Source organism: Mesorhizobium waimense (assembly GCF_003601975.1).
Classification (GTDB): domain Bacteria; phylum Pseudomonadota; class Alphaproteobacteria; order Rhizobiales; family Rhizobiaceae; genus Mesorhizobium; species Mesorhizobium waimense.
The window spans coordinates 1-23,543 of the sequence record NZ_QZWZ01000050.1 but is presented as its reverse complement, the minus strand read 5'-3'; the positions used below and the strand labels follow the sequence as shown (position 1 = coordinate 23,543).

The following is a 23,543-nucleotide window of genomic DNA, read 5'->3' as shown; positions in this document are numbered from 1 at the left end:
TGCAGGAGGTGCTGGAACTTCATCTGTTGAGGCACATTGAGTTGGAGGCGTGCACACGCCCGTCAAATTTGCGAAGGCGAAGTAGGGGCAGCCGGCGATCGCGCAGGCTCGAAGTCGGCCTGGGATATGGTGGCGAGTAAGCAGTCAACTGCAAGACACAGTCAGGCTAATGATTGGAGTTTCTTCCTCATGCAAATAATTCGGACCGAGATCGGCGAGGCAATCGGGCACAGCGGGCAGCAAATTGTGCGCGTGATCTTTTGTGGCGAAGACGGTGAGCGTGTCAGCGTCGACATGGCAAAGAGGGAACCCTTTGCTGAACGTGACGCTATCGGTCGGGCGATAGCAATACTTGTTCAGACTGCTAACTTCGACGTGGCGGCCAACAGTTACGACGCCCATAGCAATGGCAATTTCGACGAAGTGGCGGTCACTGCGGCGAATGACGAAAGCGGCGGCCTCTATATCTTTGAGTATCGTGACGGTGATGGCTGCCAGCAGGTGCCTCCATCCAAGATGCCAAGCTTCCACGCAGCTCGCGAGGAAGCAATTCGGTGCGCGATCGACGTCTTGGTCGACCTGCAGTCCGGCACAGACGATCCATCCGGCTGGCTGGTGCGCGTCCGGGACGAAAACGGCGAATTGCGCTGCTCAATCGACGTTTCCGAGGCTGAAGCTGCTCGGCAAGCGAGTGATGCCACGGCGGTTTGAAGCCGGCATCAATGTAGCCGTGGCGACGCCGGCCGAGGTAACGAAAATGGGTTCCTTCCTACGAAACAACGGGCTGAGCATCGCTTTGGTCGTGATGTTCCTTTTGAGCGCGCTGGGCATGATCTGGTCAGGCCAAGCAGTCCACAATGAAGAACTTCGGGAGCACGGCGCGCCGGCTGTCGGAGTTATGGCATATCTGACGAGCGGTGACTTCCTCTCTGCGCTGTTCGAAAACTGGGAAAGCGAATTCCTGCAAATGTCGGCCTACGTGATGCTGACCGCGATGCTCTTTCAGCGCGGCTCGGCCGAGTCCCGCGACCCGGATGCTCCCCACAGGCCCGATGACGAGCTACGGCCGGCGACGCGCAAGCAAATGCCGATACTATCGTGGCTCTATTCCTACTCGCTAGGCATGGCCCTAGCTCTGCTGTTCATCGTTTCATTTGCGTTCCACTGGTGGGCGAGCCTGACGGCAGCAAACGAGGAGGCGCTCCGCCATGGCGGACAGGTTCAATCTTTTGGAGACTACCTTCTCGAAACACAGCTGTGGTTCGAGTCGTTCCAGAACTGGCAGTCGGAATTCCTATCGACCGCAGTCCTGGTTGTGCTCTCGATCTTCCTGCGGCATAAGGGCTCGCCGGAATCCAAGCCTGTCGGCGCAGCAAACTCCGACACTGGCGAGTAAGCTGCGGACACGCCATCGTGGACGTGGAGCAATACCGGCCTGCGCTTAGATCTGCTGACCATTCTCATAGCCTCTGAGTAGGATGACGGCCTTGGGTAGAGGCGGTGACCGTCGGATGCCTAACGACCGAGCCGGCTTTGGGGGGTCGGCTTTTTATTGGGTGGCCGCAACATGAAAGCATCCGCCAGTATGCTATGTTCGCTGGGCAATTGTTAGGTTGCTACCGCCGATCGCTTGAAGACGATGGTCACCTTCGTCCCTTCGCCGGCGCTAGACACGACGTCGAACTGCGCCTTGGCGTTCTCGGTCAGTGAGTGTGCAATCAGCGCACCCAGCTTGCCGGGCTTGGGCCATGTCTCGCCCTCCGGCAGGCCGATTCCGTCGTCCGCAATTATGACCCGGCAGCCGTCGCCACTGACGATGCTATGCAGCGTTATCGTTCCGCCCTCGCGCCCCTGGAAGGCGTGTTTGAGTGAATTGGTCAGCAATTCGTTCACGACCAGTCCCGTCGGCATGGCGACATTGATAGACGCTGGGTATGTATCCACTTTCATGTTTAGGCGGATACCCTCGACCGCATGCGAGCTCATCACCGCCGACGCGATCTGGCTAAGATAGACGCCGAGATCGACCTCCTCTTTCTGCTCGTCGGCCGATAGAGTCTGGTAGAGGATCGCCAGAGCGTCGACGCGCCCGGCGAGGCGCTCAAATCGTTTCTGGTCTGGCTCGGTCGCATTGCGCGTTTCCAGACGGATCAATGCGGTGATCATCTGCAGGTTGTTCTTCACCCGGTGCTGCAGTTCGCGCAGCAGGGTGTCCTTCTCGCGGACGCGCTCCTCCACCGAACGGGCTTCATCAGTTTCGCCATGGGATGACACGTCGACCAGCGCCACGAGCCTGAAACAGACCTTGCCGTTGTCGTCTTCGATAACATTGGAATAGACGTCGACAATCGGTTGCTTGTCCTCGTCACGCTGCAGCCGAAAGGTGCCGACGAAATCGGTCTCCTCGACTACGGCCTCGGCCAGCGGCTTCTGCTGATGAATGCCTATGCCGGAAAGTGCTGCCCAGTTTTGCCGGGTAAGGCTGGCCGCCTTCAGGCTTGTCAGTCTCTCGAATTCCGGATTGGCATAGACGACGCGCTCCTTCCCGCTCAGGTCCGAAACGGCAATCGCGATCGGCACCTGGTCGAGGAATTTCTTGAACTGTTCACTTTCCAGCGCGGTGGCGAGGTCAGGCGTATCGAGCAATTGCTCAACTGCCTCGGCCTTTTCTGAATCCGATGTCATCTAGGGCCTGTGCTTGTTTGGGGAGCTCAGTATCAGTCATGCACTTCGCTCGCCACCGCCAAAGCTGGAAGCGGCGACGCGGTATCAGGAGTAGGAAGGCACCAGCCTCGTGTCACGGAGCGGCAGGCACGTCGCGGCGGCTTGTCGGCCATTTTCTTGCGCCATCGCTTCGGTCATTCTTGTGCCATGCTAGAGCGAACCCCGCTTTCGTTCGGACGGAGATCCCGCTCAACACCAACTCTTAGATTTGGCTAATGTTCCATCAAGCCTGCGGCATTAAATGCGCCGATAAGCGGAGCTAGAATCAAAGTTGCCAACAGATAATCTATGCCACGTGGAAGCCGGTTGGAACGCGAGGCGATTGGGATCCTCACGTGCGCTCTGGCTCGGCGCCGCCAGCTTCGCCCCTAAGGCTCCCTCGCAGCGGTCCTCTCCGGATACGCTTACGCAACATAATGCCGATTCCGCGCGTTCTACCCGATCGAGGAGTTATGGCCGATCTAACAGACGGCCTCCCATGCGGCGACTAGATCGGAGGCGACCAGGATGCCTAAGTTTAAAGAGGCGCTTGAGCGAGGAAAGGAAGCTCGCCGTCAGCAGGAGGAGTATCCCCGCGACGAGCAGGCGGAGCACGAGGCCCCTTTGGCGGACTTCGGCGCGCAAGCCAGGACCTGGCTAAATGACGTCGTGGTTGCGTCGTTGGAAGCGGCCAAGGCTGACGTGGCAGGCGAGATAACTGTTGACATAGACACTGCCCCACGCCGCCAGGTGAAAGCGTCAACGCCGTCTATTCGGTTCCAAATCTACAGAAAGCGAGGACCGGAGAAGCAGATCAGAAGGACCTTCACTGTCAGCGTTCAATTGAGTGGAGGGGTCTCAGTGTCCGCGCCTGGGATCGTGGCGAAAGATGTGGGAAACATAGGCGATAGGTCTGATGAGCGGTTCCGTAACGTAGTAGCCGAACTGATCGAGGACGCCGCTAAGGGCCCTTAGCCAACCTGTAGGAAAGGTAGCGGAAGGTCTATGGCGCGGGCTCGGGCGTAGCAAGCTGCCCCGTCGCCTCGGGAATTGAGATGCTTGGCTACGCGCGGACGTTGACCCACTCGGCGCAGAGATTGCGGGCTCAATCGTACCGCCGCATGGTCACCCTCCTAGACTAGAGGTCCACCAACGAAAGGTGGCAATAGATAGGAAGCGCCTTCTGTAGGCCAAACGGGCAGACGCCGCCCACTGGGTGGCTAGGCGTCCGCCACACCCCGTTACCGGCACTCCAGAATTCATTGCGGCGTTTAGTGCAGCGGAAGATTTCTACGAGCTCGGTGGGCGGACTTTCTTCAAATCCGACGTCCGCACCAACCCATCCTGGCCGGCAAAAGTCAGTGTCGATCCCGAGCTTTGAGCTTGGCTAATACCGGAGATGTGGTGCTCGCCGGTGTCATAAATTGTTGTTTCGCCGTGGTCATCGATCACCAGGCGCCGGGTATTGGAAAAAATGGCGTAGCGGAGATCATTCTGGGCACCTGTCGAGTTCGGTTGGCCCATTTCGGGCGGCCACCATGGAGCACTCGCGGGATGGACGGAGCGATAGCTTACTTCATCGGTTCTGACCAACGCTTGCGGGTTGTCGCTAAGGTATGCCGCCAGTTCAGTAGCAATGGCATTGAGCTTGGCCTTGAGTGTATCGTTGAACATGTCTCCCACCATGGTCATGCCGGACGACCACTGCGCCATCCCCCCAAACTCCTGATGGCTGAATTGTGCCATCCTCCCGCCACCCGACTTGAGAGCCTGCAGAACGGCTCTGACAGCGTCGGTCGAAATCGAGTGCCGGACCGCAATCCGATCGATCAAGGTTTCCTCAGTGTGGTCGACCGTCATGCGACTTCTCCGGCTTCGACGAAACATACGGGCGAAGACCCAGCATAAGGGTGGTCATCGTTGCGCTCGCGCATGCCACTGCTAATAGCGCGACAACGGGGGCAGAGTTGGACTTTTGCTCTGCGCGAAATGGGACGACGTGTTTTGCAGGCAAAGCACTGTGAACCAGCGCGTCCAGATCGGACCTGCTGCCGTGTCGAACGGAATAGGCGCGAGTGAATTCCGCACCGAGAAGAAAAATTTCCGATGAGTAGTAAACCCAGAGCAGTATGACGAGCAGCCCACCGGCCGCCCCATATGAGGATGCGATCGCACTGGAGCCGATATACCAGCCGATGAGCGATTTTCCGAACGTGAACAGGGCGGCGGTCACAACAGCGCCTATCCCGACATCGCGCCATTCCAAGGTTCGGTCCGGCAAAACTTTGTAGATAGCGGCGAACATAACCGAGATCAGGGCAAACGAAACGACTGTGTTGATCACCGCAAGGACTATTGTGCCGAACGGCATGTGAGTGTTGATGATGTTGCCCATCGCTGAGATAGCCGCGCTCGCTACGAGAGATACGAGCAACATGAAACCGAGTGCAGCGACCAAGCCCAGACTTGCGGCACGTGCGCGCACCAGACGCGACAACGAACTGCTCTCCGGTTCGACCTTCCATATTGTGTTCAACGACTGCTGCATTTCGCCAAAGACGCCAGAAGCGGTCACGAACAAGGTGACGATGCCAATCACTGCCGCCCAGGTCCCGGATGATTTGCCGGATGCGCTCTCGAGCGCGGTCTGAAGGAGGCTTGCGCTTTCTGGACCCATCAGGCCTGAGATCTGGGCAGACAAAGCCAACTGCGCAGCTTCATGACCGAAAGCGAGACCTGCGATTGCGACTACGATGAGTAGAATTGGCGCCAACGATGTGGTGGCGTAAAAGGCCATTGCCGCGCCATGACTGAGAGCATTGTCGTTGACAAAGCCAACTGCGCTTTCCCGCACCAAGTCCCATGCATCTGTGATCACGGGTCGCATTTTTGAGACCGTAGGCAGTGAGCCGCGATGGTATCCACTAGCAATGCGCCAGAACTTCCGATGTTCCGGTTGCTGGCATTTTGACAAGCGCGCCTTGGCGGCGCTCGAACGGGTTCTCGAGTAATGACCTTTGGCCAGTCGATGAGCCGGACGCCAACTGGACGTCTTTTGCGCGAGATAGGTTTCCGTTTGAAACGACTCGCTTTTTCTCCCGTTCTCAGCTTCACTGAAGAGAGAGTGGGGGAAGAGAGATGACACCAATAAAAAAGTGTCCTTTGGGGGAGCTATTTTCTGCATTCATCTTCGGCGCTGCACTGTTGATTTCAGGGTGCGCTACCCCTTACATCCCTCCGAAGGTTCAAGAGCCTGGCCTGACCAACGCATCCAGCTTTGGTGGCATTATGAGCTTTGCCAAGCAAGAAGACTTGCGGGTCGTCTGGGTGCATGGGATGTGCACTCACGAAGAAGACTGGGCAGATAATCGTCATGCCCTTCTCCAACACGCAATCGCTATTGGTTCGTCTAGACGAAACACTGTGTATGGCCCAGAGCAAGCCGCGCGCGTCACGTTCAACCACAGTGTGAACGGACATGCACTCGAACTCCGTTTTCTCGTCTGGTCAACCCTCGCCGCTGATGCAAAAATCGCGATTGGGCTTGATCACAACGATGAACTCAAGCGTGCAAGCCTGAACAGGGATCTCAAAAAAGGGCTGATCGACGACTGTTTCTCCGACGCCGTCATTTACACGGGCACAGCTGGCAACCCAACCAGATCCTGGATGCGTTCTGAAGTTTGTGACGCTCTGGGCGGCAATATTTCAGCCGCGGGCCGCTGTCTGATCAATGACAGCAAGCCGCGGCGGAAGACTGTCCTGATCGCCGAAAGCTTGGGCAGCAAGATTCTCTCCGATGCGATCGTCTCGATATGGCAAACTACGCCAGCATCGGAACAGTCGCGGGTTGCCCAGCGCCTTGGCGATGTCCAAATGGTTTTCTTGCTGGCAAACCAGATACCTCTACTGAACGCCGCTACCTACTCTCCAGGCACAGCCAGGATTGCGGCGGATAAATCGGCGGATCGAGCCAGCGGATCGCTCCTCGACGTGTTCGCCAGCGCACGAGCTCAAAAGAAAGCTTTGCGCGCCGAACCGTCCGGCCCCATCCGCTTTGTCGCCTTCACAGACCCGAATGACCTATTGAGCTATCGGCTCTTCCCCAAAGCGTATCTGCCGGAGGACATGAAGATCACCAACGTCATTGTCTCAAACGATCAGACTTATCTCGGGCTGCTGGAACGCCCGGATACCGCGCACTGCGGTTACGGTTGGAACCCGGCGGTGATAGCGACGGTCGCGGAAGGCTACGACGGCAAACGCCTGGGATCGATCCCGATCAACGTCCCACACTCTTGCGGGCTCGGGGGCTAGCACGCTGCCCCGTCGCCTTGGGACTTGAGACCCTGGGGTGACGGAGACGTCGACCCAAGCTGCCTTTTTCAATTCAAGGGTTTAGGGTGGGGAAATCTGGTGCTGCGAGAGAGGATTGAACTCTCGACCTCTCCCTTACCAAGGGAGTGCTCTACCACTGAGCTACCGCAGCCGCCGATGGCGGGGCTTCTGCCATATCGAACCGGCAAGCGCAAGGCCAAGCGCAACGCATCTGTGAAAGCCTTTGCCGGATAGCTTTTGATGACATGGCGGCGCCACAATGTTGGCTATCCCTGAATGCTGGGCTGGCGGGTCGCCGGCCGGGACGGGACGATGGACGACAAGACAATTCCAGCGAAAAAGAGTGGTGCGAGCCGCAAGGACAGGCTTGCCGAGCAGCTGCGCGCCAATCTGCAGAAACGCAAGGCACAGTCGCGCTCGCGACGCACCGGCGCGGCCGACGAGCGGCCTGAAGGACTGCAGGCGTCGGGCAAAACTGGAAAAGATTAACTCAAATCAGCCACACTGGCTGGCCACACTTGGTCCAAGGCTGTGGAAATCCTATTTCTTGAACCAAGCCGGCCAATGGTCTAGACGGGCCGATACTCAAACGATTGAAACCGGCCTTTCGGCCGAGGGGACGTTCTTCCATGGATCGCATTAGAATTGTCGGCGGCAACAAGCTTGCCGGAAGCATTCCGATTTCGGGCGCCAAAAACGCAGCACTGCCGCTGATGATCGCCTCGCTCTTGACCGACGACACGCTGACGTTGGAAAACGTGCCGCATCTGGCCGATGTCGAGCAGTTGATCCGTATCCTCGGCAATCACGGCGTCGACTATTCGGTCAACGGCCGCCGCGAAAAGCAGCAGGAAGGCTATTCGCGCACCATCAATTTCTCCGCCCGCAACATCGTCGACACCACCGCGCCCTATGAGCTGGTGTCGAAGATGCGCGCGTCCTTCTGGGTCATCGGGCCGCTGCTTGCGCGCATGGGCGAAGCAAAAGTGTCGCTGCCCGGCGGCTGCGCCATCGGCACGCGCCCGGTCGATCTGTTCCTCGAAGGCCTGCAGGCGCTGGGCGCCGATCTCGACGTCGACACCGGCTATGTCATCGCCAAGACCAAGAACGGCCGCCTCATCGGCAACCGCTACGTGTTCCCGAAAGTGTCGGTCGGCGCCACCCATGTGCTGATGATGGCGGCTTCGCTGGCCAAGGGCGAAACGGTGCTTGAAAACGCCGCTTGCGAGCCCGAGATCGTCAACCTCGCCGACTGTCTCAACGCCATGGGCGCCAAAATCTCCGGTGCCGGCACGCCCACCATCACCATCGACGGCGTCGAAGCGCTGTCCGGCGCCCGCGTCCGGGTCATTCCGGACCGCATCGAGACCGGCACCTATGCCATGGCGGTGGCAATGACCGGCGGCGACGTCGTGCTGGAAGGCGCCCGTCCCGAGCTGTTGCAGACCGCGCTTGACGTCATCGCCCAGACGGGTGCGGAGATCACGCCGACCAATTCCGGCATCCGCGTGCGGCGCAACGGCGCCGGCATTGCGCCGGTCGACGTGACGACGGCGCCCTTTCCGGCTTTCCCAACCGATCTGCAGGCGCAGTTCATGGGCCTGATGACGATGGCCAAGGGCAAGTCGCGCATCACCGAGACGATCTTCGAAAACCGCTTCATGCACGTGCAGGAGCTCGCCCGGCTCGGCGCCCACATCACGCTCTCCGGCCAGACGGCGATCGTCGATGGAGTGTCTAAGCTGAAGGGCGCGCCTGTGATGGCCACCGACTTGCGCGCCTCGGTGTCGCTGGTGATTGCGGGCCTTGCCGCCGAAGGCGAGACCACGGTCAACCGCGTCTATCACCTCGACCGCGGCTTCGAACGGCTGGAAGAAAAGCTCTCGGGCTGCGGCGCTGTGATCGAGCGGATTTCGGCGTAGGCGCAGCCCCAGCGTCCTGCCCTTCGCTGTCGCTCCGGGCGTTCGTCGTTCGAAAGGCCAAGCAATTGGCGTTTCGTCCGCTGCGCGGACCACGCCTCACCCCGTCACTAAACGGGGGAGAAGTGCCCGGCAGGGCGATGAGGGGCAGCGCAAACCTGTAGCCGTTGGCGCGGTTGCACGGATCGCCAAGACCGCCTAACAGAAGGCTGAACAGTCAACTTTCAGGTGCGAAATCCGCATGAATGCCCTCAAGCTTGTCGCGCTCGACGATCAGGATCTGAGCATCGTCTCGGCCCATGTCCAGGACGCCGTGATGAAGGTCGGCGACCTTGAATTCCTGCCGGCGGCCAAGCGCTTCATGCTGACCATGAACCGCTTCGTCTGGGAGGCGAAATCCGGCCTGTTCCGCCAGCACAATGAGCGGCGGCAGGCCGTGCTGCATTTCGACCGCGTACTCGGCGCCAAGACCAACGGCATTGCCCGAAACAAGCCGGCCGAGGTGCTGTCGCTGCTGGCGATCAGCTTCGTCGAGATCAGCAAGCCTGCCGGCATCGTCGAGCTGATCTTTGCGGGCGGCGGCACGATCATGCTCGATGTCGAGTGTATCGAGGCCAGGCTTGCCGACATTGGCGGCGCCTGGGAAGCCACCTCGCGCCCCGTGCACAGGGCCTGAGGCACCAGATGGCCATCACGCTCCGCCAGTCCGACGCCGATTTCGAACAGCGTTTCGCCGCCTTCCTTCTGACCAAGCGGGAGGTGTCGGAGGACGTCGATGCCGTGGTGCGCGCCATCATCGCGCGCGTGCGCGCCGAGGGCGACACCGCGCTGATCGATTACACGCTGAAATTCGACAAGGCCGAACTGAACATGCTTGGCATTGCCGTTTCCAGGGACGACATCACCAAGGCTTATGCAGATGCCGATCCGGCAACGATCAAGGCGCTGAGTTTCGCGCGCGACCGCATCCGATCCCATCACGAGCGGCAGAAGCCGAAGGACGATCGCTATACCGATGCCGCCGGCGTCGAGCTCGGCTCGCGCTGGACGGCGATCGAGGCGGTCGGGCTCTATGTGCCGGGCGGTACGGCGAGCTACCCGAGCTCGGTGCTGATGAACGCCGTGCCGGCCAAGGTGGCCGGCGTCGAGCGCATCGTCATGGTGGTGCCGGCGCCCCACGGCATCATCAATCCGCTGGTGCTGGTGGCTGCCGATATTGCCGGTGTGTCCGAGATCTACCGTATCGGCGGCGCTCAGGCGATCGCGGCGCTCGCCCATGGCACAGAGACGATCAGGCCGGTGGCCAAGATCGTCGGTCCCGGCAATGCCTATGTCGCGGCCGCCAAGCGCCAGGTATTCGGCACCGTCGGCATCGACATGATCGCAGGCCCATCGGAAGTGCTGGTGGTGGCCGACGGCAGCAACGACCCCGACTGGATCGCCGCCGACCTTTTGGCGCAAGCAGAGCATGACGTGTCGGCGCAGTCGATCCTGATCACCGACGATCCGGCTTTCGGCACGGCGGTTGAGCAAGCGGTCGAGCGCCAGTTGCAGAGCCTGCCGCGCGCCGAGACGGCAGCGGCAAGCTGGCGCGATTTCGGCGCGGTGATCCTGGTGCCGACGATCGAAGCATCTTTGCCACTGGTCGACCGCATTGCCGCCGAGCATGTCGAGCTCGCCATCGACGAGCCGGAAACCTTCCTGTCCAGGATGCGCAATGCCGGTGCCGTGTTCCTTGGCCGTCATACGCCTGAAGTCATCGGCGACTATGTCGGCGGCTCCAACCATGTGCTGCCGACGGCGCGCTCGGCGCGCTTTTCCTCCGGACTTTCGGTGCTCGACTTCGTCAAGCGCACCTCGACCCTGAAGCTTGGGCCGGAGCAGCTCCGGGCGCTGGCGCCGGCAGCGATCGCGCTGGCCAAGGCGGAAGGGCTGGACGCGCATGGACGTTCCGTCGCCATCAGGCTGAACATGTAGCAACCATGTCTGACTACGATCGAACCCGCGCCAGGCTGATCGACGTCGAACTCGACGAATCGATCGGCCGTTCGACGCCTGACGTCGAACATGAGCGCGCGGTGGCGATCTTCGACCTGATCGAGGAAAACAGCTTTCTGCCGGTCAATGACGAAGGCGCCGGGCCCTATCGGCTGAAGCTGTCGCTGGCCGAATCGCGCCTTGTGTTCGCCGTGGCGCGCGAGGACGGTGCTGCCGTCGTCACCCACATCCTGTCGCTGACGCCGCTGCGGCGCATCGTCAGAGATTACTATTTGATCTGCGAAAGCTACTACGACGCCATCCGTTCCTCGACGCCCAGCCATATCGAGGCGATCGACATGGGGCGGCGCGGCCTGCACAATGAGGGCTCGCAGACGCTGATGGACCGGCTGGCCGGCAAGATCGACATCGACTTCGACACGGCGCGACGGCTGTTCACGCTGGTCTGTGTGCTGCACTGGCGAGGCTGAACTGCCTGCCCCTCTGCCCCGTTCGATTCTGTTCCTGTGCGGGATGAATGCCGTGCGCTCGCCGATGGCCGAGCAGCTGGCGCGGCGCATGCTGCCCGTCGCCACCTTCGTCGCCTCGGCCGGCGTGCGCGGCGGCGAGCGCGACCCCTTCGTCGATGCCGTATTGGCCGAAGAGGGACTCACGCTCGGCGAGCGGCAGCCGAGAACCATGGACGACCTCGAGGACGACTATTTCGACCTGATCGTGACGCTGGCGCCGGAAGCACATCACGCCGCGCTAGAACTCACCCGCTCGCTGGCCGTCGACGTCGAATACTGGCCGATGCCGGACCCGACCGGCGCCGGCGGCACGCGCGAACACATCATGGCCGCCTATCGCGACGTGCGCGAGCGGCTGAAGGCGCGGATATCCGGCCGTTTCCTGGCGCCGGAGGCAAAAAACGCCGCGGATTAAGCGTGTTCACAAGCGGATGATTATCATATAGGTTCCGCCAAAATTCCGGCCGGCGCGCTGGAACTGCCATCCAAGCAAAGGTATCGAATGCCGAAGGAAGAAGTCCTCGAGTTTCCGGGTGTCGTGACGGAATTGCTGCCCAACGCGATGTTCCGGGTCAAGCTCGAAAACGAACACGAAATCATCGCCCATACGGCCGGCCGCATGCGCAAGAACCGCATCCGCGTCCTGACCGGCGACAAGGTCCTGGTCGAGATGACGCCCTACGACCTGACCAAGGGCCGCATCACCTACCGTTTCAAGTAAGATCAAGAGCCTGCCGGAATCGCGATGAGCATTTTGCAGAAGCTGGTGCTTGCTTCGGGTTCGCCGCGCCGGATCGAGCTTTTGCAGCAGGCTGGCATCGAGCCGGACCGCGTTTTGCCGGCCGATGTCGACGAGACGCCGCTGCGCGCCGAGCATCCGCGCTCGCTGGCCAAGCGGCTGTCGAAGGAGAAGGCCGAGAAGGCGCAGGCCTCGCTGCAGAGCGAGGACGACTATGCGCCCGCCTTCGTGCTCGCCGCCGACACGGTGGTGGCCGTCGGGCGGCGCATCCTGCCCAAGGCCGAGACACTCGACGACGCCGTGAACTGCCTGGGCTTGCTGTCCGGCCGTTCGCACCGGGTCTATTCCGGCATCTGCCTGATCACGCCGGGCGGCAAGCAGCGCCTGCGGCTGGTCGAGACCAGGGTGCGTTTCAAGCGGCTGCCGCGCGAGGAGATAGACGCCTATGTCGCCTCCGGCGAATGGCGCGGCAAGGCCGGCGGCTATGCCGTGCAGGGGCTGGCCGGTTCGTTCGTCGTCAAGCTGGTCGGTTCCTACACCAACATCGTCGGCCTGCCGCTCTATGAGACGGTGGCGCTGCTCTCCGGCGAGGGCTTTAAAGTCCACACCAGCTGGTTGTCCGCGCGGCCATGAGCCTGGACGACAAGGTGACGCCGCTGCGCCCAAAGCGCCCCTGCCCCGAATGCGGCAAGCCCTCGGCGCGCGAGACCTACCCGTTCTGCTCGACACGCTGCAAGGACATCGACCTCAATCGCTGGCTGAAGGGCGCCTATGTCATCTCGGCCCGCGACGATGAGGAAGAGCCGGACACGGACGGGCCGAAATAGGCAATTCGGCGCCGACGTTGCGGCCAATCCCCCTTCGCCCGTTTACGGGGACAAGGTGCCGGCAGGCGGACGAGGGGCAGCGCCGACCGCGACAATTGCTCCTCTGCCAGTATCGGTGAAGCACCACCGTTTTGTCTGCGACAATTGCCCTGGAAATCAACGCTTAAGCGCTGGACAGGCGGAATTCCCGTGCTATAACCCACGCGCTTTCAAGGGGCGCCCTCGGCGCTTTCCTGAAATCCGGTCAACGAAATCTCGTTTGCCGGCGAGGCCCAGATAGCTCAGTTGGTAGAGCAGCGGACTGAAAATCCGCGTGTCGGTGGTTCGAATCCGCCTCTGGGCACCATTTCCTTTTCCCATAGCTTCTCATAGCATCCCGCTAGTCAACAAAATCAACGAGTTGGCTTTTCTTAGCTGCTCATACCGACCCGCCGCGTACCGTTGCAACGCATCGGTTTGTGGGTAACGATCCGGACGATACCCATTACCCGGGAGGTCCGTTACCCATGTCGCTCTCCGACTTCGCCTGCAAGAACGCCAAGCCCCGAGGCAAGCCGTATCGCCTTGCTGATGGCGACGGGCTTTATCTCCTCGTCCGGAACAACGGCTCCAAACTCTGGCAATTGCGGTACCGCTACCTAGAGAAGGAAAACATCCTCTCCTTTGGAAAATACCCGCTGGTGTCACTTCTCGACGCGAGAGGGAAGCGCGACGACGCCAAGAGGCTGCTGATCGCCGGCATCAACCCCTCCACCAAACGCAGGGAGGAGCAGGTCACGGCCATCACGGAAGCCCGCACCACCTTCGGCCTGATCGCCGAAGACTATGTCACGCGGATGGAGGAACGGAACGCTGCGGCGGCCACCGTCACCAAAACCAAATGGCTCCTCGAAGACCTAGCCAGCCAACTCGCCAGGCGTCCCATTAAAGAGATCACACCAGCCGAAATTTTCCAGCTCCTCCAGAAGATCGAAAGGAGTGGTCGACGAGAGACAGCGCGACGTTTACGCGGCGTGATCGGCAGCGTCTTCCGGCTGGCCATCGTCACCTTACGGGCCGAAACAGACCCGACTCTTCACCTCCGAGGCGCTCTCCAACCGCCGAAAGTCAACGGTCGTGCCGCGATCATCGATGAAAAGAAATTCGGCCAGCTCCTCATGACGATCGATGAGTACGACGGCTGGCCAACCCTCAAAGCCGCCCTCCAGTTCCTCGCCCTTACCTGTGTCCGTCCCGGCGAGATACGGGGCGCCACACGCGACGAGTTCGATCGAACGAAGGCCGTCTGGCATATCCCGGCAGAGCGCATGAAGATGCGTGCTCCGCACGCCGTGCCACTATCCAAACAGGCGCTTCTGGTCTTGGAACAGGTCTGGCCGCTCTCCGAGCATGGCGGCCTTGTCTTTCCTTCGATCCGCTCGACTAAGCGGCCGCTTTCCGAGAACGCCATGAATGCCGCGCTGCGGCGTATGGGCTACGGAAAAGACGAAGTGACCGCACATGGCTTTCGGGTGACCGTCAGCACCATACTCAACGCCCGCGATTACGATCCAGACGTCATTGAGGCGGTCCTGGCGCACCAGGACACGAACGCCATCCGGCGGACCTACAACCGAGCGACCTATTGGGAGCAGCGGGTCGTGCTGATGCAGGAATGGGGAGATTTGCTAGACGCGCTAAAGGCGAACCATTAGTTTCGTCCCGTATGGGTCCGCGAACTCCTACAGTCGAACTCGCGTATTTCAATGCCCATTTCGAGGAGCGGTCATGAATAAGGAGCGTCCGCGCCAGGACGGGTACTGGACATGGCCGCGATACGCAGGCGCAACTCGCCCAAAAAGGGAGTTCGGAGGCGTCGCGGACGTCAGAAATCCTCAGCGGTTCCGGTAGGTCAAAGGCCCACTGTCGGCAGACTGGCCTCGCTCCCCACGTATACAGCATGCACGGCCTACCTCAGTCAGGTCCAGACACGCCCGATACGTCGAAGCCGTGACTATCCGGAATGCTCAGGCAGCTCCCGGATTAGATGTCAGTGGCTTTGCTACGGCCTGAATGCCGTTTTCCTGAAATGCCTGGTGCACGGCGAGCAAAACTGCGCGGCGGATCATGAAGTGTTTGCCCGCTTTCGCCATGAATTTGGCCCGGATGACCAGCGTACCGTCCTCAACCTCGGCGATTCCCTGGCTCTTGAACGGGGCCAGCAGATCTCCAGCAAGTTCCGGGTTGGCCGAAATATCCTGGCCGATCTTCTTGAAGATCTTTCGGACTTTCTCGACATCGGTGTTGAATGCTACGCGAAAGGTCAGTTTCTCGATCATCCAGTCGCGGCTGAAATTCTGGATCTTGCCAATCTCGCCATAGGGAATTGTCGCCAAGGCACCGCGCTGGTGGCGCAGGGAAACCGACCGGACCGAGATTTTTTCTACGGTCCCCTTGGCGCCTGACGTTTCGATATATTCGCCGAAACGGAATGCATCGTCGATCAGGAAAAACAGCCCGGAGACGAGGTCCTTCACCAGTGTCTGCGAGCCGAAACCGATGGCCAGCCCGAACACACTCAAGCCGGCGATCAGGGGCCAGACATTGACCCCGATCGACACCAGGATCGAGAGCAGTGCCAAGGCCACAATGCTCGATTTGCCGACCGCGCTGAGCAGCGGCACCAGCGTGCCAAGTCGTGAACGCGGCGCACCCAGCGCCTCCTCGTCATGAGCTACGGCGGGTAACTCAGCGCGCAAGGCGCGAGTCGTCCCCGTGCCGACCACGTTCCACAGAAACGCCGCCCCCAATATGATCAGCGCCACACCGGATGCGCCCTTGGCGACCTCTCGCAGATCTATGCCGAACCCGGCAGCCAGCGGTGTCGCCCATAGCGTTCCCAACATGGCAATCATGATAGCCACGACGGTAAAGCGGGCGGTCTGTCGCCCTGCCGCTGCCACGATCGAGATGTCAGGAGACTCCAATCCGCGCTGCGCCCAGTTCCCAATCATCGCGTCGAGATGGGGCGCGGCAAGAAACATCAACGCGGTCAGCAGAACGGCCGACCCACGAAGCGATGTTCCCAGGGTCAGCGCGGCCTGAGTGCTGAGAAAGGTGATTATCAGGAACGCGATCACGATTGCCGGCCACATCTTAGCGAGACGGGTGCGCCAGCGGCTTCTGGGGCGCGGACCGGCGACGGCGGCAGCCATTGTACGTCTGTGCCGCCATACCGCCCATGCAAACAGAAGGTAGATCGGAATTCCCAAGCCTGTTCGCAGCAGATCCCCCAAGGCCGGCCCGACGCTCCAGAGCCGCAAGGTCGCGAACAGCGCAACGCCGATCATCGCCAAGCCGATAGCAAGCGAGAGGTCGTGCACGAGCGCCGCCAGATGGACTGAGCGCTCCGCGAACTCGGTTCGCCGCGATGCCATCAAGAGTGATCTGACGGCGGCGAGGATGATGAGGCCGAGCACCGTCGCTACCGTCCAAAGGCGAAGGGTCTGCAAAGGCACGCCAGAACCTGCCAGCAGCCGCGCAGCAATGAAACCGATCACCAGCGCCACCACAGTAGCCGCCACGCCGGCGAAGAATCTGCGCCATCCACTGCTTTTGGCACTCGCCTTCTTGAACCCCCGGGCGAGCAGGATGAACACGCCCGCGACGAGCACAACAACCATTACAGTCTCGAACAGGAGCACAAGGGGAGATGTTCCCCCGGCCGCAAGCGAGGCCTTCAGGTTTTCAAGCTCGACGGGGACGTCGCTCAAAGCGGCAAACCGCGCGAACAGTCCGGAGACGAAACGCTCGGCGAGCTGTTCGAAGCCCGTAATCAACGAAGTAACGTCTGTTTCCGCCGTCGTGTCCACGATTTCCCCCCTTCAGCGCCTCGGAAGCCAGTTCCGGCGGTCGCTCGTCGGCCGCTGTCTCGCTATCCAGCGCCCGACCGTCGAACAATTCAAGCTTATTTGCCTGGCCCTTTGCCCCGCGCGGGTCCGAGCGCACTGAACTCGTCGGCCAAGAGCGCAACGACCACGCCGATGTCGTAGGTCTGATTTCCGCTGCCTATCAGGCGTTTTCTACTGGCTTTCTTCTGCTCGACTTTGGGAAAGCCAACATCTCATTCAGCTCTATTTGAACGCCTTACCGTAAGCAAGTACGCTGCCACTCCCATCCGCGTCCCAGTTCGGTCTTGAGCAGGTGACACTGACCGCCCCGGAAGGTAGATAGCAATATTACCCGATGGTAGCCGCCCTCATGCGCTGGCGCACAACCTCGCCAGGCGCATCCACGCCATGCACCTGAAAGACCGACTTCGCGATATCCAGACCAATCGTCGTAGCAATGCTAACTCCGCGGCTATAGCCGCAAGAGTGGACAGCCTCCCACCGCATCAGAAGCGGACGGGCAACTTCGGGTACGATTACCCGATAGCGGACGTTCAGTTCGACAGGTGCAGTGTCTTGAGCTGACCCGAACCGGACATCAGAAGGTGCCTACGACGCTACAATCTCAAGAGCCAGGCCTCTACTTTCCCTTGCCCTTGACTTCGATAGCGCCACGCGGCTCGAAGACGAACTGTCCCTTGAGCTGCTCGTAGACCGGGCGCGTTGTTCACGCTCGCCCCTAAGGACAGCTCGTGGGTCCACCGCAGCCGTTTCGCTTAATGGCGAGTTTGCGGAACGGCCAGAACATCATTGCTGCCCGCACGTCATGCCTCTAATATGGTCTAGTGGTACGACTGGGGCTTGCTGACATGGATGAGCGCACGTGCGACTGGTCTTATTCTGGACTTCCCGTAGGACTGGATGTGCGGTTCTGTAAGGTTATGGATGTCGCACCCGTCATGATATGGGTATCCGGCCAAGACTGCCTCTGCAACTGGTTCAATCGACCTTGGCTAAGGTTCACGGGACGCAGTATTGAGCAAGAACTGGGGAGCGGTTGGACTGAGGGGGTGCACCCAGACGATCGTGTTCGATGCTTGAACATTTACGAAAGCCACTTTGACGATCAGAAAGAATTCCGAATGGAATATCGTCTCCTGCGATATGACGGGATCTATCGCTGGATCGACGATGCGGGAATTCCCCGCTACGACCACGATGGGAAGTTTCTTGGCTATATCGGCTCGTGTGTCGATATCCAGGGCCAACGGCAAGCGCTTGACGAAATGCGACGTCATCTGCTCGAGGTTGCCTACCTGAACCGCAGTGCCGACGCTGCGATGCTGTCAGCCGCAATCTCACACGAGTTGAACCAGCCCCTGGCTGCGATCATGGCAAACACCGAGGCTGCGGAGATCCTCCTTACAGCGGGCCAACCCGATCTGGATCAGGTCAAAGAGATCCTCGCCGACATCCGCCGGGACGATCAGCGCGCTGCGGACGTGATCAGTCATATGCGCGGGTTTCTTCGAAAGAGCGAGGTCACATTCCATGAAATTGATCTGAATGATACAGTTCGCATCGTGCACGAAATTCTCGGCCCCTATGCCGCGGCCAAAGGTGTTCAACTGAGTATCGGCCGGGAGCTGGGCTCGCTGGCAGTCCGTGCCGATCCAATTCAGCTACAGCAAGTCGTCTTGAATTTGGGCATGAACGGGGTGGAAGCAATTGACGGATCCACCTATCGCGCACCTACGCTGTTGATCCAAACCGCCCGTGTCGACGCTTACACAGCCGAAATCTCCGTCGCGGATTCCGGTGCGGGTATTCCGGTCGACAGACTGGAACTGATTTTCGAACCGTTCTTCACGACCAAACAGAAGGGCACGGGCCTGGGATTGTCCATCGCTCGCGCGATCGTGGAAAATCATGGAGGAATGATATGGGCGGAGCACTTACCCCAGGGAGGGACAATGTTTCGGCTCACCCTGCCGCTTGCCATCGAATTGCCGACGTAGTCGCCAAGCCTTCTGTCATACATGTTGTCGATGACGACGCATCGTTTCGCGTGGCAGTCGCCCGTTTACTGCAGTCCTCTGGCTTTCAGGTAATTCTTTATGACTCGGCAACACAATTCCTGGAGCGGCTGCCAGTTGATGCATGCGGCTGCATTCTACTCGATGTCCAAATGCCCGGCCTAAGTGGGCTGGAATTGCAGGATGGCATCGCTGAGCGTGGATACTTGATTCCGATCGTCTTTTTGACTGGCCATGGCGATATCCCGATGTGCGTGCGGGCAACCAAGGCAGGAGCTGAAGACTTCCTATCAAAGCCTGTATCCAAAGAAATCTTGCTTGGCGCCGTCCGGCGGGCGCTTCTGCGATCCGAGGCAGCGCATGAACACCATGATCGGCTAGGCGCGTTGCGCGGACTCGTCGACACGCTGACACCGCGTCAAAAGGCAGTTTTCGCGTTGGTTGTCCGCGGCAGGCTCAACAAGCAGATTGCATTTGAATTGCGCACTTCGGTGCGTACGGTCAAGGCGCATCGCCATGAAGTTATGTTCAAGCTTCAAGTTCGCTCAGTTGCAGAGCTAGTATCCCTGGCCGACAAACTCGTTGCCCCGGACGCACGCGCCAACTGAGGCATCCTGGACCTGCGGTATGCGAGCGACCTGATGCATGAGGTCGCGAAGCTGCAGCGGCCGACAAATTTCCTCAAGGGTTTGCTGGGGATTCGGCCCTCGGGTACAATAGCCGAACGGGCCAGTGTGCCGTAGGGTGCATACAGAATGACACCCGCCGCCGAGCGCTCGTCCCCTGCACGGCGCGAGTTCCAAGGAACGCGCCGGTGCAAACAAAGCCGTTGATGGTGGCAGTCGTCGATGACGATTCTAGCATGCTGAAGGGACTTCAACGTCTTTTGAGCGCGCAAGGTCTTGTGTCGGAAGTCTTTGCTTCGGCTGAAGCGTTCCTCTCCAGCAGTGCTCCGGCACGAGCAACCTGTCTCGTTCTCGACATACAGTTGGGAGCAATGAACGGTTTCGAACTACAGCGTCAACTCTCGGACTTAGGGTCCAACATTCCAATCATATTCATGACCGCGTTCGATACTGAAGCTACCCGCACGCTGGCCATGGAGGCAGGCTGCTCTGCGTATCTGCACAAGCCATTTCCCGCACGGCTGCTGTTCGAAGCGATCCACGAAGCTACGAGTTAACTCCGGGCAATCTCACCCACGCTGCGACCGTCGCATTGCCCCCAAAGACAATTGTAGAAGGAGAGGTTGGATGTCAGAGTCGATGCGGACTGACATGGACGGAACAGCAGAAACAAGTGAAAAAATTCAGGATTATAAGTGATCGAGATGGAAGGGGGCGCCATCGTGACCAAGACCAAGGACGGTAACGCAAGGACTAACGCCTTCAGCCTGAGCCTCGCCGCTGCGATTAGGTCGGTTTGAGGCGCATGCTGATCGGCCCCTTTTCCACCCACATTTGAATGAGAGCGGCGATGGAAGGCGTGGACCGTGCCGATAGCCAGCTGTTCGAGAGCGGTCCGCCCCTTGGACTGCAGAGACGAATGGGGCTGGTGAAGCTGGGTAGGCCGGAAGTGGTGCGCCGGTGTGCATTGGTTATTTTAATCGGCTGGGTGCCGCTTGCGCTGCTGACAATGATGCGAGACGGCGCCTTGGTGGGCGATGACGTCCAAGCCTTTGCCAAAGACATTGCGGTTCATGCGCGTTTTCTTATTGCCGCACCCCTCCTCATCGTCGCCGAAATAGTGTCTGCGTCCCGGCTTGGCGCCGTCGCTCTGCATTTCCGTGACGCGGGGCTCGTGACCGAGCGCGATCAACCGCATTTCGCGGCCGCCCTCGTCTCGACCAGGGCGCTGCTCGATTCGAACAAGGTGGAAATAGGGGTGATTGCGCTGGCGTATCTGACGGTTGGTTCCATCGTTTTCTCGGTGCACCTGGACCAGCTTCCAAGATGGCACTTATCGTCCGGTGGGGTCGCAGCCACGTTTTCTCTCGCTGGTTACTGGCATGTACTCGTCAGTCTGCCACTCCTGCTTGTTCTGCTTTTTGGCTGGATCTGGCGATTGTGCCTTTGGACGCGATTTCTTTGGTTAATGTCGAGGCTTGATCTTCGCCTGGTGGCGGTCCATCCTGACCATGTGGCAGGCCTGCAGTTCCTCGGCTATTCCGTCCAAGGCTATTCCGTCGTGGCGCTAGCGCTGGCAAGCATTGTTGCTGGGCAGGTCATGACCAAAATCATCCACCATGATGTCTTGACCTTGGCTCAACAAGCGGGTTTTGGGGCAATGCTACTTTTCATTGTCGCACTTTTCACAGCGCCACTATTGGTCTTCTGCGGCCCCCTGCTGCGAACGCGGCGTCGGGGCGTCTTTGAATATGGCGCGGGTGCCAGCAAATTCGGAATTGAATTCGAACGCAAGTGGCTCAACCGTAACAAACAGGGCAACGAGGAAGTCATGCAGGCGCCGGATTTCTCGACCGCCACCGATCTACATCAGCTCGTTTCGAACGTCTATGCCATGCGCCTTGTTCCGGTGGATTTAAGGAGCATGATCGTGCTTGTCGGCACGGTCCTGGTGCCGTTCGTTCCGGTCTTGCTTATTTCGACGCCGATCGATGTTATCTTGGCAGGAATGAAGAACTTGCTGCTCTGAGTACAGTGAGTGCCAGTGAGTGCAGGGTGCCGCGAGCGGAGTTCACCCGCCCCACCGTTTTAGTCGCCGTTGAGATTGGTCGCAGCGTGCGATCGGGGGGGCCGCGCCGCTCCCTTGCGCGTCGCGCCTTACGGAAATGTCCATACGCAGGCTGCGTCTCAAGACTGTCGCCAACGATTGCCGCGCGCTTCAGATCGGGAACCGTGGGTGCCAATATGCGTCCGAGACCTACCGACGAGCACTCGAAACGGCCGGCCTAATGCGGCTCGATGAGCGCGATCGGCAATCCCTACCACAATGCGCCGGCCGAGAGCTTCGTGAAGACTTTGAAGGTCGAGGACGTCTATGTGGCTGGCTACGACAGCTTCGCGGATGTAGCCGAACGATTGCCGAGGTTCATCGAAGAGGTCTACAACTCGAAACGGCTGTACTCATCCTTTGGCTATCGATCACCAGAGGAATTTGAAATCCAACTTGCCCGGAAGGCGGCTTAGTTTGGCGGCATCGCCTGGTCCAGCCGGTGGGGTTCACTCCAATCGGGGGTCAGTTTTGGAAGCCGTTTAACAGGAGCGCCCCGACGCCACAAAATATGCCCGAACTTGACGGCCATTGCCAACAGCAGGGCCTACGAAACACCCTCCGTTCCGAACGTTTGGGCAAGCACCCGTCGACAAGGCGTTTGCAAGCAGGTAGCCGGAGCAGCCAGGATTGGTATTGTCCTTAAGGACATGCAAAGCACGAACCCCGCGCTTTGCAAAATAGTTTTGGGAGTGCGACGACTACACAGCATACGCCAGAAAGCGACCACGCCGGACGGGAATGAGATCGTTATGCTTGTGGCGACGCGCGTTTGGGAGGACTATCTTGCGCTCGCGCGCTACGTGCGGTGGCTCACCGGTGCACGCGGCGGCCTGCGCAGAATAGGGAGTCGCCTGGCGAACTCGCCGGCTTCACAGGAGGGTTTATGAGACCAATTGCGTTGTATTCCTGGATTGGCGCAGTCGGAACGGCGACACTTCTTTCGGGCGCGGCGGGCGCGTTTGCGCAAGAAGACACTGAAGCGCTTGCCGAGGAGTTGAGCAATCCGCTCTCAAAACTCATCAGCGTACCGTTTTTGGGCAATTACAATGGGAATGTCGGGGCGGGAGAAGATGGTTCGCAATGGTTTGTGAATATTCAACCAGTGATACCGATTGCACTCGATGCCAACTGGGACATTATTTCGCGAACGATAATGCCCGTCATGATAGACCAGAGTAATATCTTTCAAGGAAGCGGCTCGCAATTTGGCCTTCGGGATACAACGGAAAGCCTCTTCCTTTCGCCAAGGTACTCGTCCAACGGCTTCTCATGGGGCGTAGGACCAGTGTTTTTGTTACCGACAGGTACTGATGATTTGCTCGGCGCCGGGAAATGGGGTGCGGGGCCGACGGGGGCCGTGATCTGGCAGGGCAGCGGATGGACTGTCGGTATTCTTGCCAACCAGATTTGGTCGTTCGCCGGTGATAGCAGCCGCGGCGATTTCAACCAGACATACCTGCAGCCGGTCATCGCTTATACAACGCCGGAGGCATGGACGTTCACGCTCCAGGCCGAGAGCACCTACGATTGGAGCACCCGCGAATGGTTGCTTCCGATCAATTTCATGGTCGCTAAGCTCATAAAGATTGGAGACCAGCCGGTCAGCATCGTTGCCGGTGTGCGCTATTGGGCGGACTCACCCGATAGCGGTCCACACGGTTTCGGGGCGCGATTGGGCATGACTTTCCTGTTTCCGCGCGGTGATTGACTCCGAGGGCGCAACAGATCTGATCTCTGACGCGACCTAGTGGTTTCCGCCTAACATAAGAGTCCGGCTTGGGATTCCCTTTCGCGAGTGCGCATGCGAGTTTGGCGCATGCGCACAGGAATATCCCTCACCGTTTCGCCGATTGATCGCCAGCGCCTGAG

General features: G+C 59.7%; 24 protein-coding genes, 2 tRNA genes and 1 pseudogene. 21 read left to right on the top strand and 6 right to left on the bottom strand.

Features of this window, described 5'->3' with window-relative positions; translation table 11 throughout:
• Positions 1–189: 189 nt before the first annotated feature.
• A complete protein-coding gene (locus D3227_RS33800) occupies positions 190–711 on the top strand; it encodes a DUF6894 family protein (protein WP_147377757.1) in 522 nt (173 codons plus the stop codon).
• A 46-nt stretch (positions 712–757) separates the two neighbouring features.
• On the top strand, positions 758–1,396 hold the full coding sequence (locus tag D3227_RS33795; protein WP_120018509.1) for a DUF6766 family protein: 639 nt from the start codon (positions 758–760) through the stop codon (positions 1,394–1,396).
• A 212-nt stretch (positions 1,397–1,608) separates the two neighbouring features.
• Here the strand turns inward: D3227_RS33795 and D3227_RS33790 are convergent, their stop codons facing one another.
• Positions 1,609–2,685, bottom strand: a complete 1,077-nt coding sequence (locus tag D3227_RS33790) for a sensor histidine kinase (RefSeq protein WP_120018483.1) — start codon at positions 2,683–2,685, stop codon at positions 1,609–1,611.
• 546 nt (positions 2,686–3,231) lie between these two features.
• Here D3227_RS33790 and D3227_RS33785 point away from each other — a divergent pair.
• Positions 3,232–3,678 (top strand): hypothetical protein, encoded by a 447-nt coding sequence (locus tag D3227_RS33785; RefSeq protein WP_120018482.1) that lies wholly within the window; start codon positions 3,232–3,234, stop codon positions 3,676–3,678.
• Positions 3,679–3,993: 315 nt separating this feature from the next.
• Here the strand turns inward: D3227_RS33785 and D3227_RS33775 are convergent, their stop codons facing one another.
• Both D3227_RS33775 and D3227_RS33770 read right to left on the bottom strand, forming a co-directional pair.
• Positions 3,994–4,563: a hypothetical protein gene (locus D3227_RS33775; RefSeq protein WP_120018481.1), complete on the bottom strand. Its 570-nt coding sequence runs from the start codon at positions 4,561–4,563 to the stop codon at positions 3,994–3,996.
• Complete coding sequence (locus tag D3227_RS33770) at positions 4,544–5,848, bottom strand: YihY/virulence factor BrkB family protein (protein ID WP_245452013.1); 1,305 nt, start codon at positions 5,846–5,848, stop codon at positions 4,544–4,546. The genes D3227_RS33775 and D3227_RS33770 overlap by 20 nt, the downstream gene beginning before the upstream one ends.
• Between D3227_RS33770 and D3227_RS33765 the strand changes: the two genes are divergently transcribed.
• A complete protein-coding gene (locus tag D3227_RS33765) occupies positions 5,842–7,020 on the top strand; it encodes a hypothetical protein (RefSeq protein ID WP_120018479.1) in 1,179 nt (392 codons plus the stop codon). The genes D3227_RS33770 and D3227_RS33765 overlap by 7 nt on opposite strands.
• A gap of 97 nt (positions 7,021–7,117) precedes the next feature.
• Here D3227_RS33765 and D3227_RS33760 read toward each other — a convergent pair.
• Positions 7,118–7,192: transfer RNA gene (locus D3227_RS33760), tRNA-Thr, on the bottom strand.
• 161 nt (positions 7,193–7,353) lie between these two features.
• Here D3227_RS33760 and D3227_RS33755 point away from each other — a divergent pair.
• The 11 genes from D3227_RS33755 (at position 7,354) to D3227_RS33705 (ending at position 14,727) form a co-directional block, all read left to right on the top strand.
• Complete coding sequence (locus D3227_RS33755) at positions 7,354–7,530, top strand: hypothetical protein (RefSeq protein WP_120018508.1); 177 nt, start codon at positions 7,354–7,356, stop codon at positions 7,528–7,530.
• 140 nt (positions 7,531–7,670) lie between these two features.
• Complete coding sequence (gene murA, locus D3227_RS33750) at positions 7,671–8,963, top strand: UDP-N-acetylglucosamine 1-carboxyvinyltransferase (protein ID WP_120018478.1); 1,293 nt, start codon at positions 7,671–7,673, stop codon at positions 8,961–8,963.
• Between the two features lie 238 nt (positions 8,964–9,201).
• Entirely contained in the window at positions 9,202–9,636 is a 435-nt protein-coding gene (locus tag D3227_RS33745; RefSeq protein ID WP_120018477.1) for a DUF2948 family protein, read from the top strand.
• An 8-nt stretch (positions 9,637–9,644) separates the two neighbouring features.
• On the top strand, positions 9,645–10,937 hold the full coding sequence (gene hisD / locus D3227_RS33740) for a histidinol dehydrogenase (protein WP_120018476.1): 1,293 nt from the start codon (positions 9,645–9,647) through the stop codon (positions 10,935–10,937).
• A 5-nt stretch (positions 10,938–10,942) separates the two neighbouring features.
• Positions 10,943–11,428, top strand: a complete 486-nt coding sequence (locus D3227_RS33735) for a UPF0262 family protein (RefSeq protein WP_120018475.1) — start codon at positions 10,943–10,945, stop codon at positions 11,426–11,428.
• A gap of 1 nt (position 11,429) precedes the next feature.
• On the top strand, positions 11,430–11,882 hold the full coding sequence (locus D3227_RS33730) for an arsenate-mycothiol transferase ArsC (protein WP_281035014.1): 453 nt from the start codon (positions 11,430–11,432) through the stop codon (positions 11,880–11,882).
• 87 nt (positions 11,883–11,969) lie between these two features.
• Positions 11,970–12,188 carry a translation initiation factor IF-1 gene (infA, locus tag D3227_RS33725; protein WP_006200926.1) on the top strand — a complete coding sequence of 73 codons (219 nt, stop codon included), beginning with the start codon at positions 11,970–11,972 and terminating at the stop codon, positions 12,186–12,188.
• A 24-nt stretch (positions 12,189–12,212) separates the two neighbouring features.
• Positions 12,213–12,839 carry a Maf-like protein gene (locus D3227_RS33720; RefSeq protein ID WP_120018473.1) on the top strand — a complete coding sequence of 209 codons (627 nt, stop codon included), beginning with the start codon at positions 12,213–12,215 and terminating at the stop codon, positions 12,837–12,839.
• Positions 12,836–13,033, top strand: coding sequence for a DNA gyrase inhibitor YacG (gene yacG, locus D3227_RS33715; protein ID WP_120018472.1), 198 nt, complete (start codon positions 12,836–12,838; stop codon positions 13,031–13,033). Before D3227_RS33720 ends, yacG begins: the two co-directional genes overlap by 4 nt.
• A 270-nt stretch (positions 13,034–13,303) precedes the next feature.
• A tRNA-Phe gene (locus tag D3227_RS33710) sits at positions 13,304–13,379 on the top strand.
• 160 nt (positions 13,380–13,539) lie between these two features.
• The gene (locus D3227_RS33705; protein WP_120018471.1) at positions 13,540–14,727 is read left to right on the top strand and encodes a tyrosine-type recombinase/integrase; all 1,188 of its coding nucleotides are present in this window, start codon (positions 13,540–13,542) and stop codon (positions 14,725–14,727) included.
• A gap of 312 nt (positions 14,728–15,039) precedes the next feature.
• Here D3227_RS33705 and D3227_RS33700 read toward each other — a convergent pair whose 3' ends face one another.
• On the bottom strand, positions 15,040–16,884 hold the full coding sequence (locus D3227_RS33700) for a mechanosensitive ion channel family protein (protein ID WP_245452011.1): 1,845 nt from the start codon (positions 16,882–16,884) through the stop codon (positions 15,040–15,042).
• 635 nt (positions 16,885–17,519) lie between these two features.
• Positions 17,520–17,626: pseudogene (locus tag D3227_RS44515) on the bottom strand (adenylate/guanylate cyclase domain-containing protein); the annotation flags it as partial.
• Between the two features lie 145 nt (positions 17,627–17,771).
• On the opposite strand from D3227_RS44515, the gene D3227_RS33690 reads away from it, so the two are divergent.
• From D3227_RS33690 to D3227_RS33660, 6 genes are all read left to right on the top strand, one after another.
• Positions 17,772–18,920 (top strand): sensor histidine kinase, encoded by a 1,149-nt coding sequence (locus D3227_RS33690; protein ID WP_147377756.1) that lies wholly within the window; start codon positions 17,772–17,774, stop codon positions 18,918–18,920.
• Entirely contained in the window at positions 18,845–19,546 is a 702-nt protein-coding gene (locus D3227_RS33685; RefSeq protein ID WP_120018468.1) for a response regulator transcription factor, read from the top strand. The genes D3227_RS33690 and D3227_RS33685 overlap by 76 nt, the downstream gene beginning before the upstream one ends.
• 206 nt (positions 19,547–19,752) lie before the next feature.
• Entirely contained in the window at positions 19,753–20,121 is a 369-nt protein-coding gene (locus D3227_RS33680) for a response regulator transcription factor (RefSeq protein ID WP_245452010.1), read from the top strand.
• Positions 20,122–20,414: 293 nt separating this feature from the next.
• Positions 20,415–21,593 carry a hypothetical protein gene (locus tag D3227_RS33675; protein ID WP_147377755.1) on the top strand — a complete coding sequence of 393 codons (1,179 nt, stop codon included), beginning with the start codon at positions 20,415–20,417 and terminating at the stop codon, positions 21,591–21,593.
• Between the two features lie 269 nt (positions 21,594–21,862).
• Positions 21,863–22,087 (top strand): integrase core domain-containing protein, encoded by a 225-nt coding sequence (locus D3227_RS33670; protein WP_120018465.1) that lies wholly within the window; start codon positions 21,863–21,865, stop codon positions 22,085–22,087.
• A gap of 470 nt (positions 22,088–22,557) precedes the next feature.
• Positions 22,558–23,382 (top strand): transporter, encoded by an 825-nt coding sequence (locus tag D3227_RS33660; protein ID WP_167480970.1) that lies wholly within the window; start codon positions 22,558–22,560, stop codon positions 23,380–23,382.
• Positions 23,383–23,543: the final 161 nt, after the last annotated feature.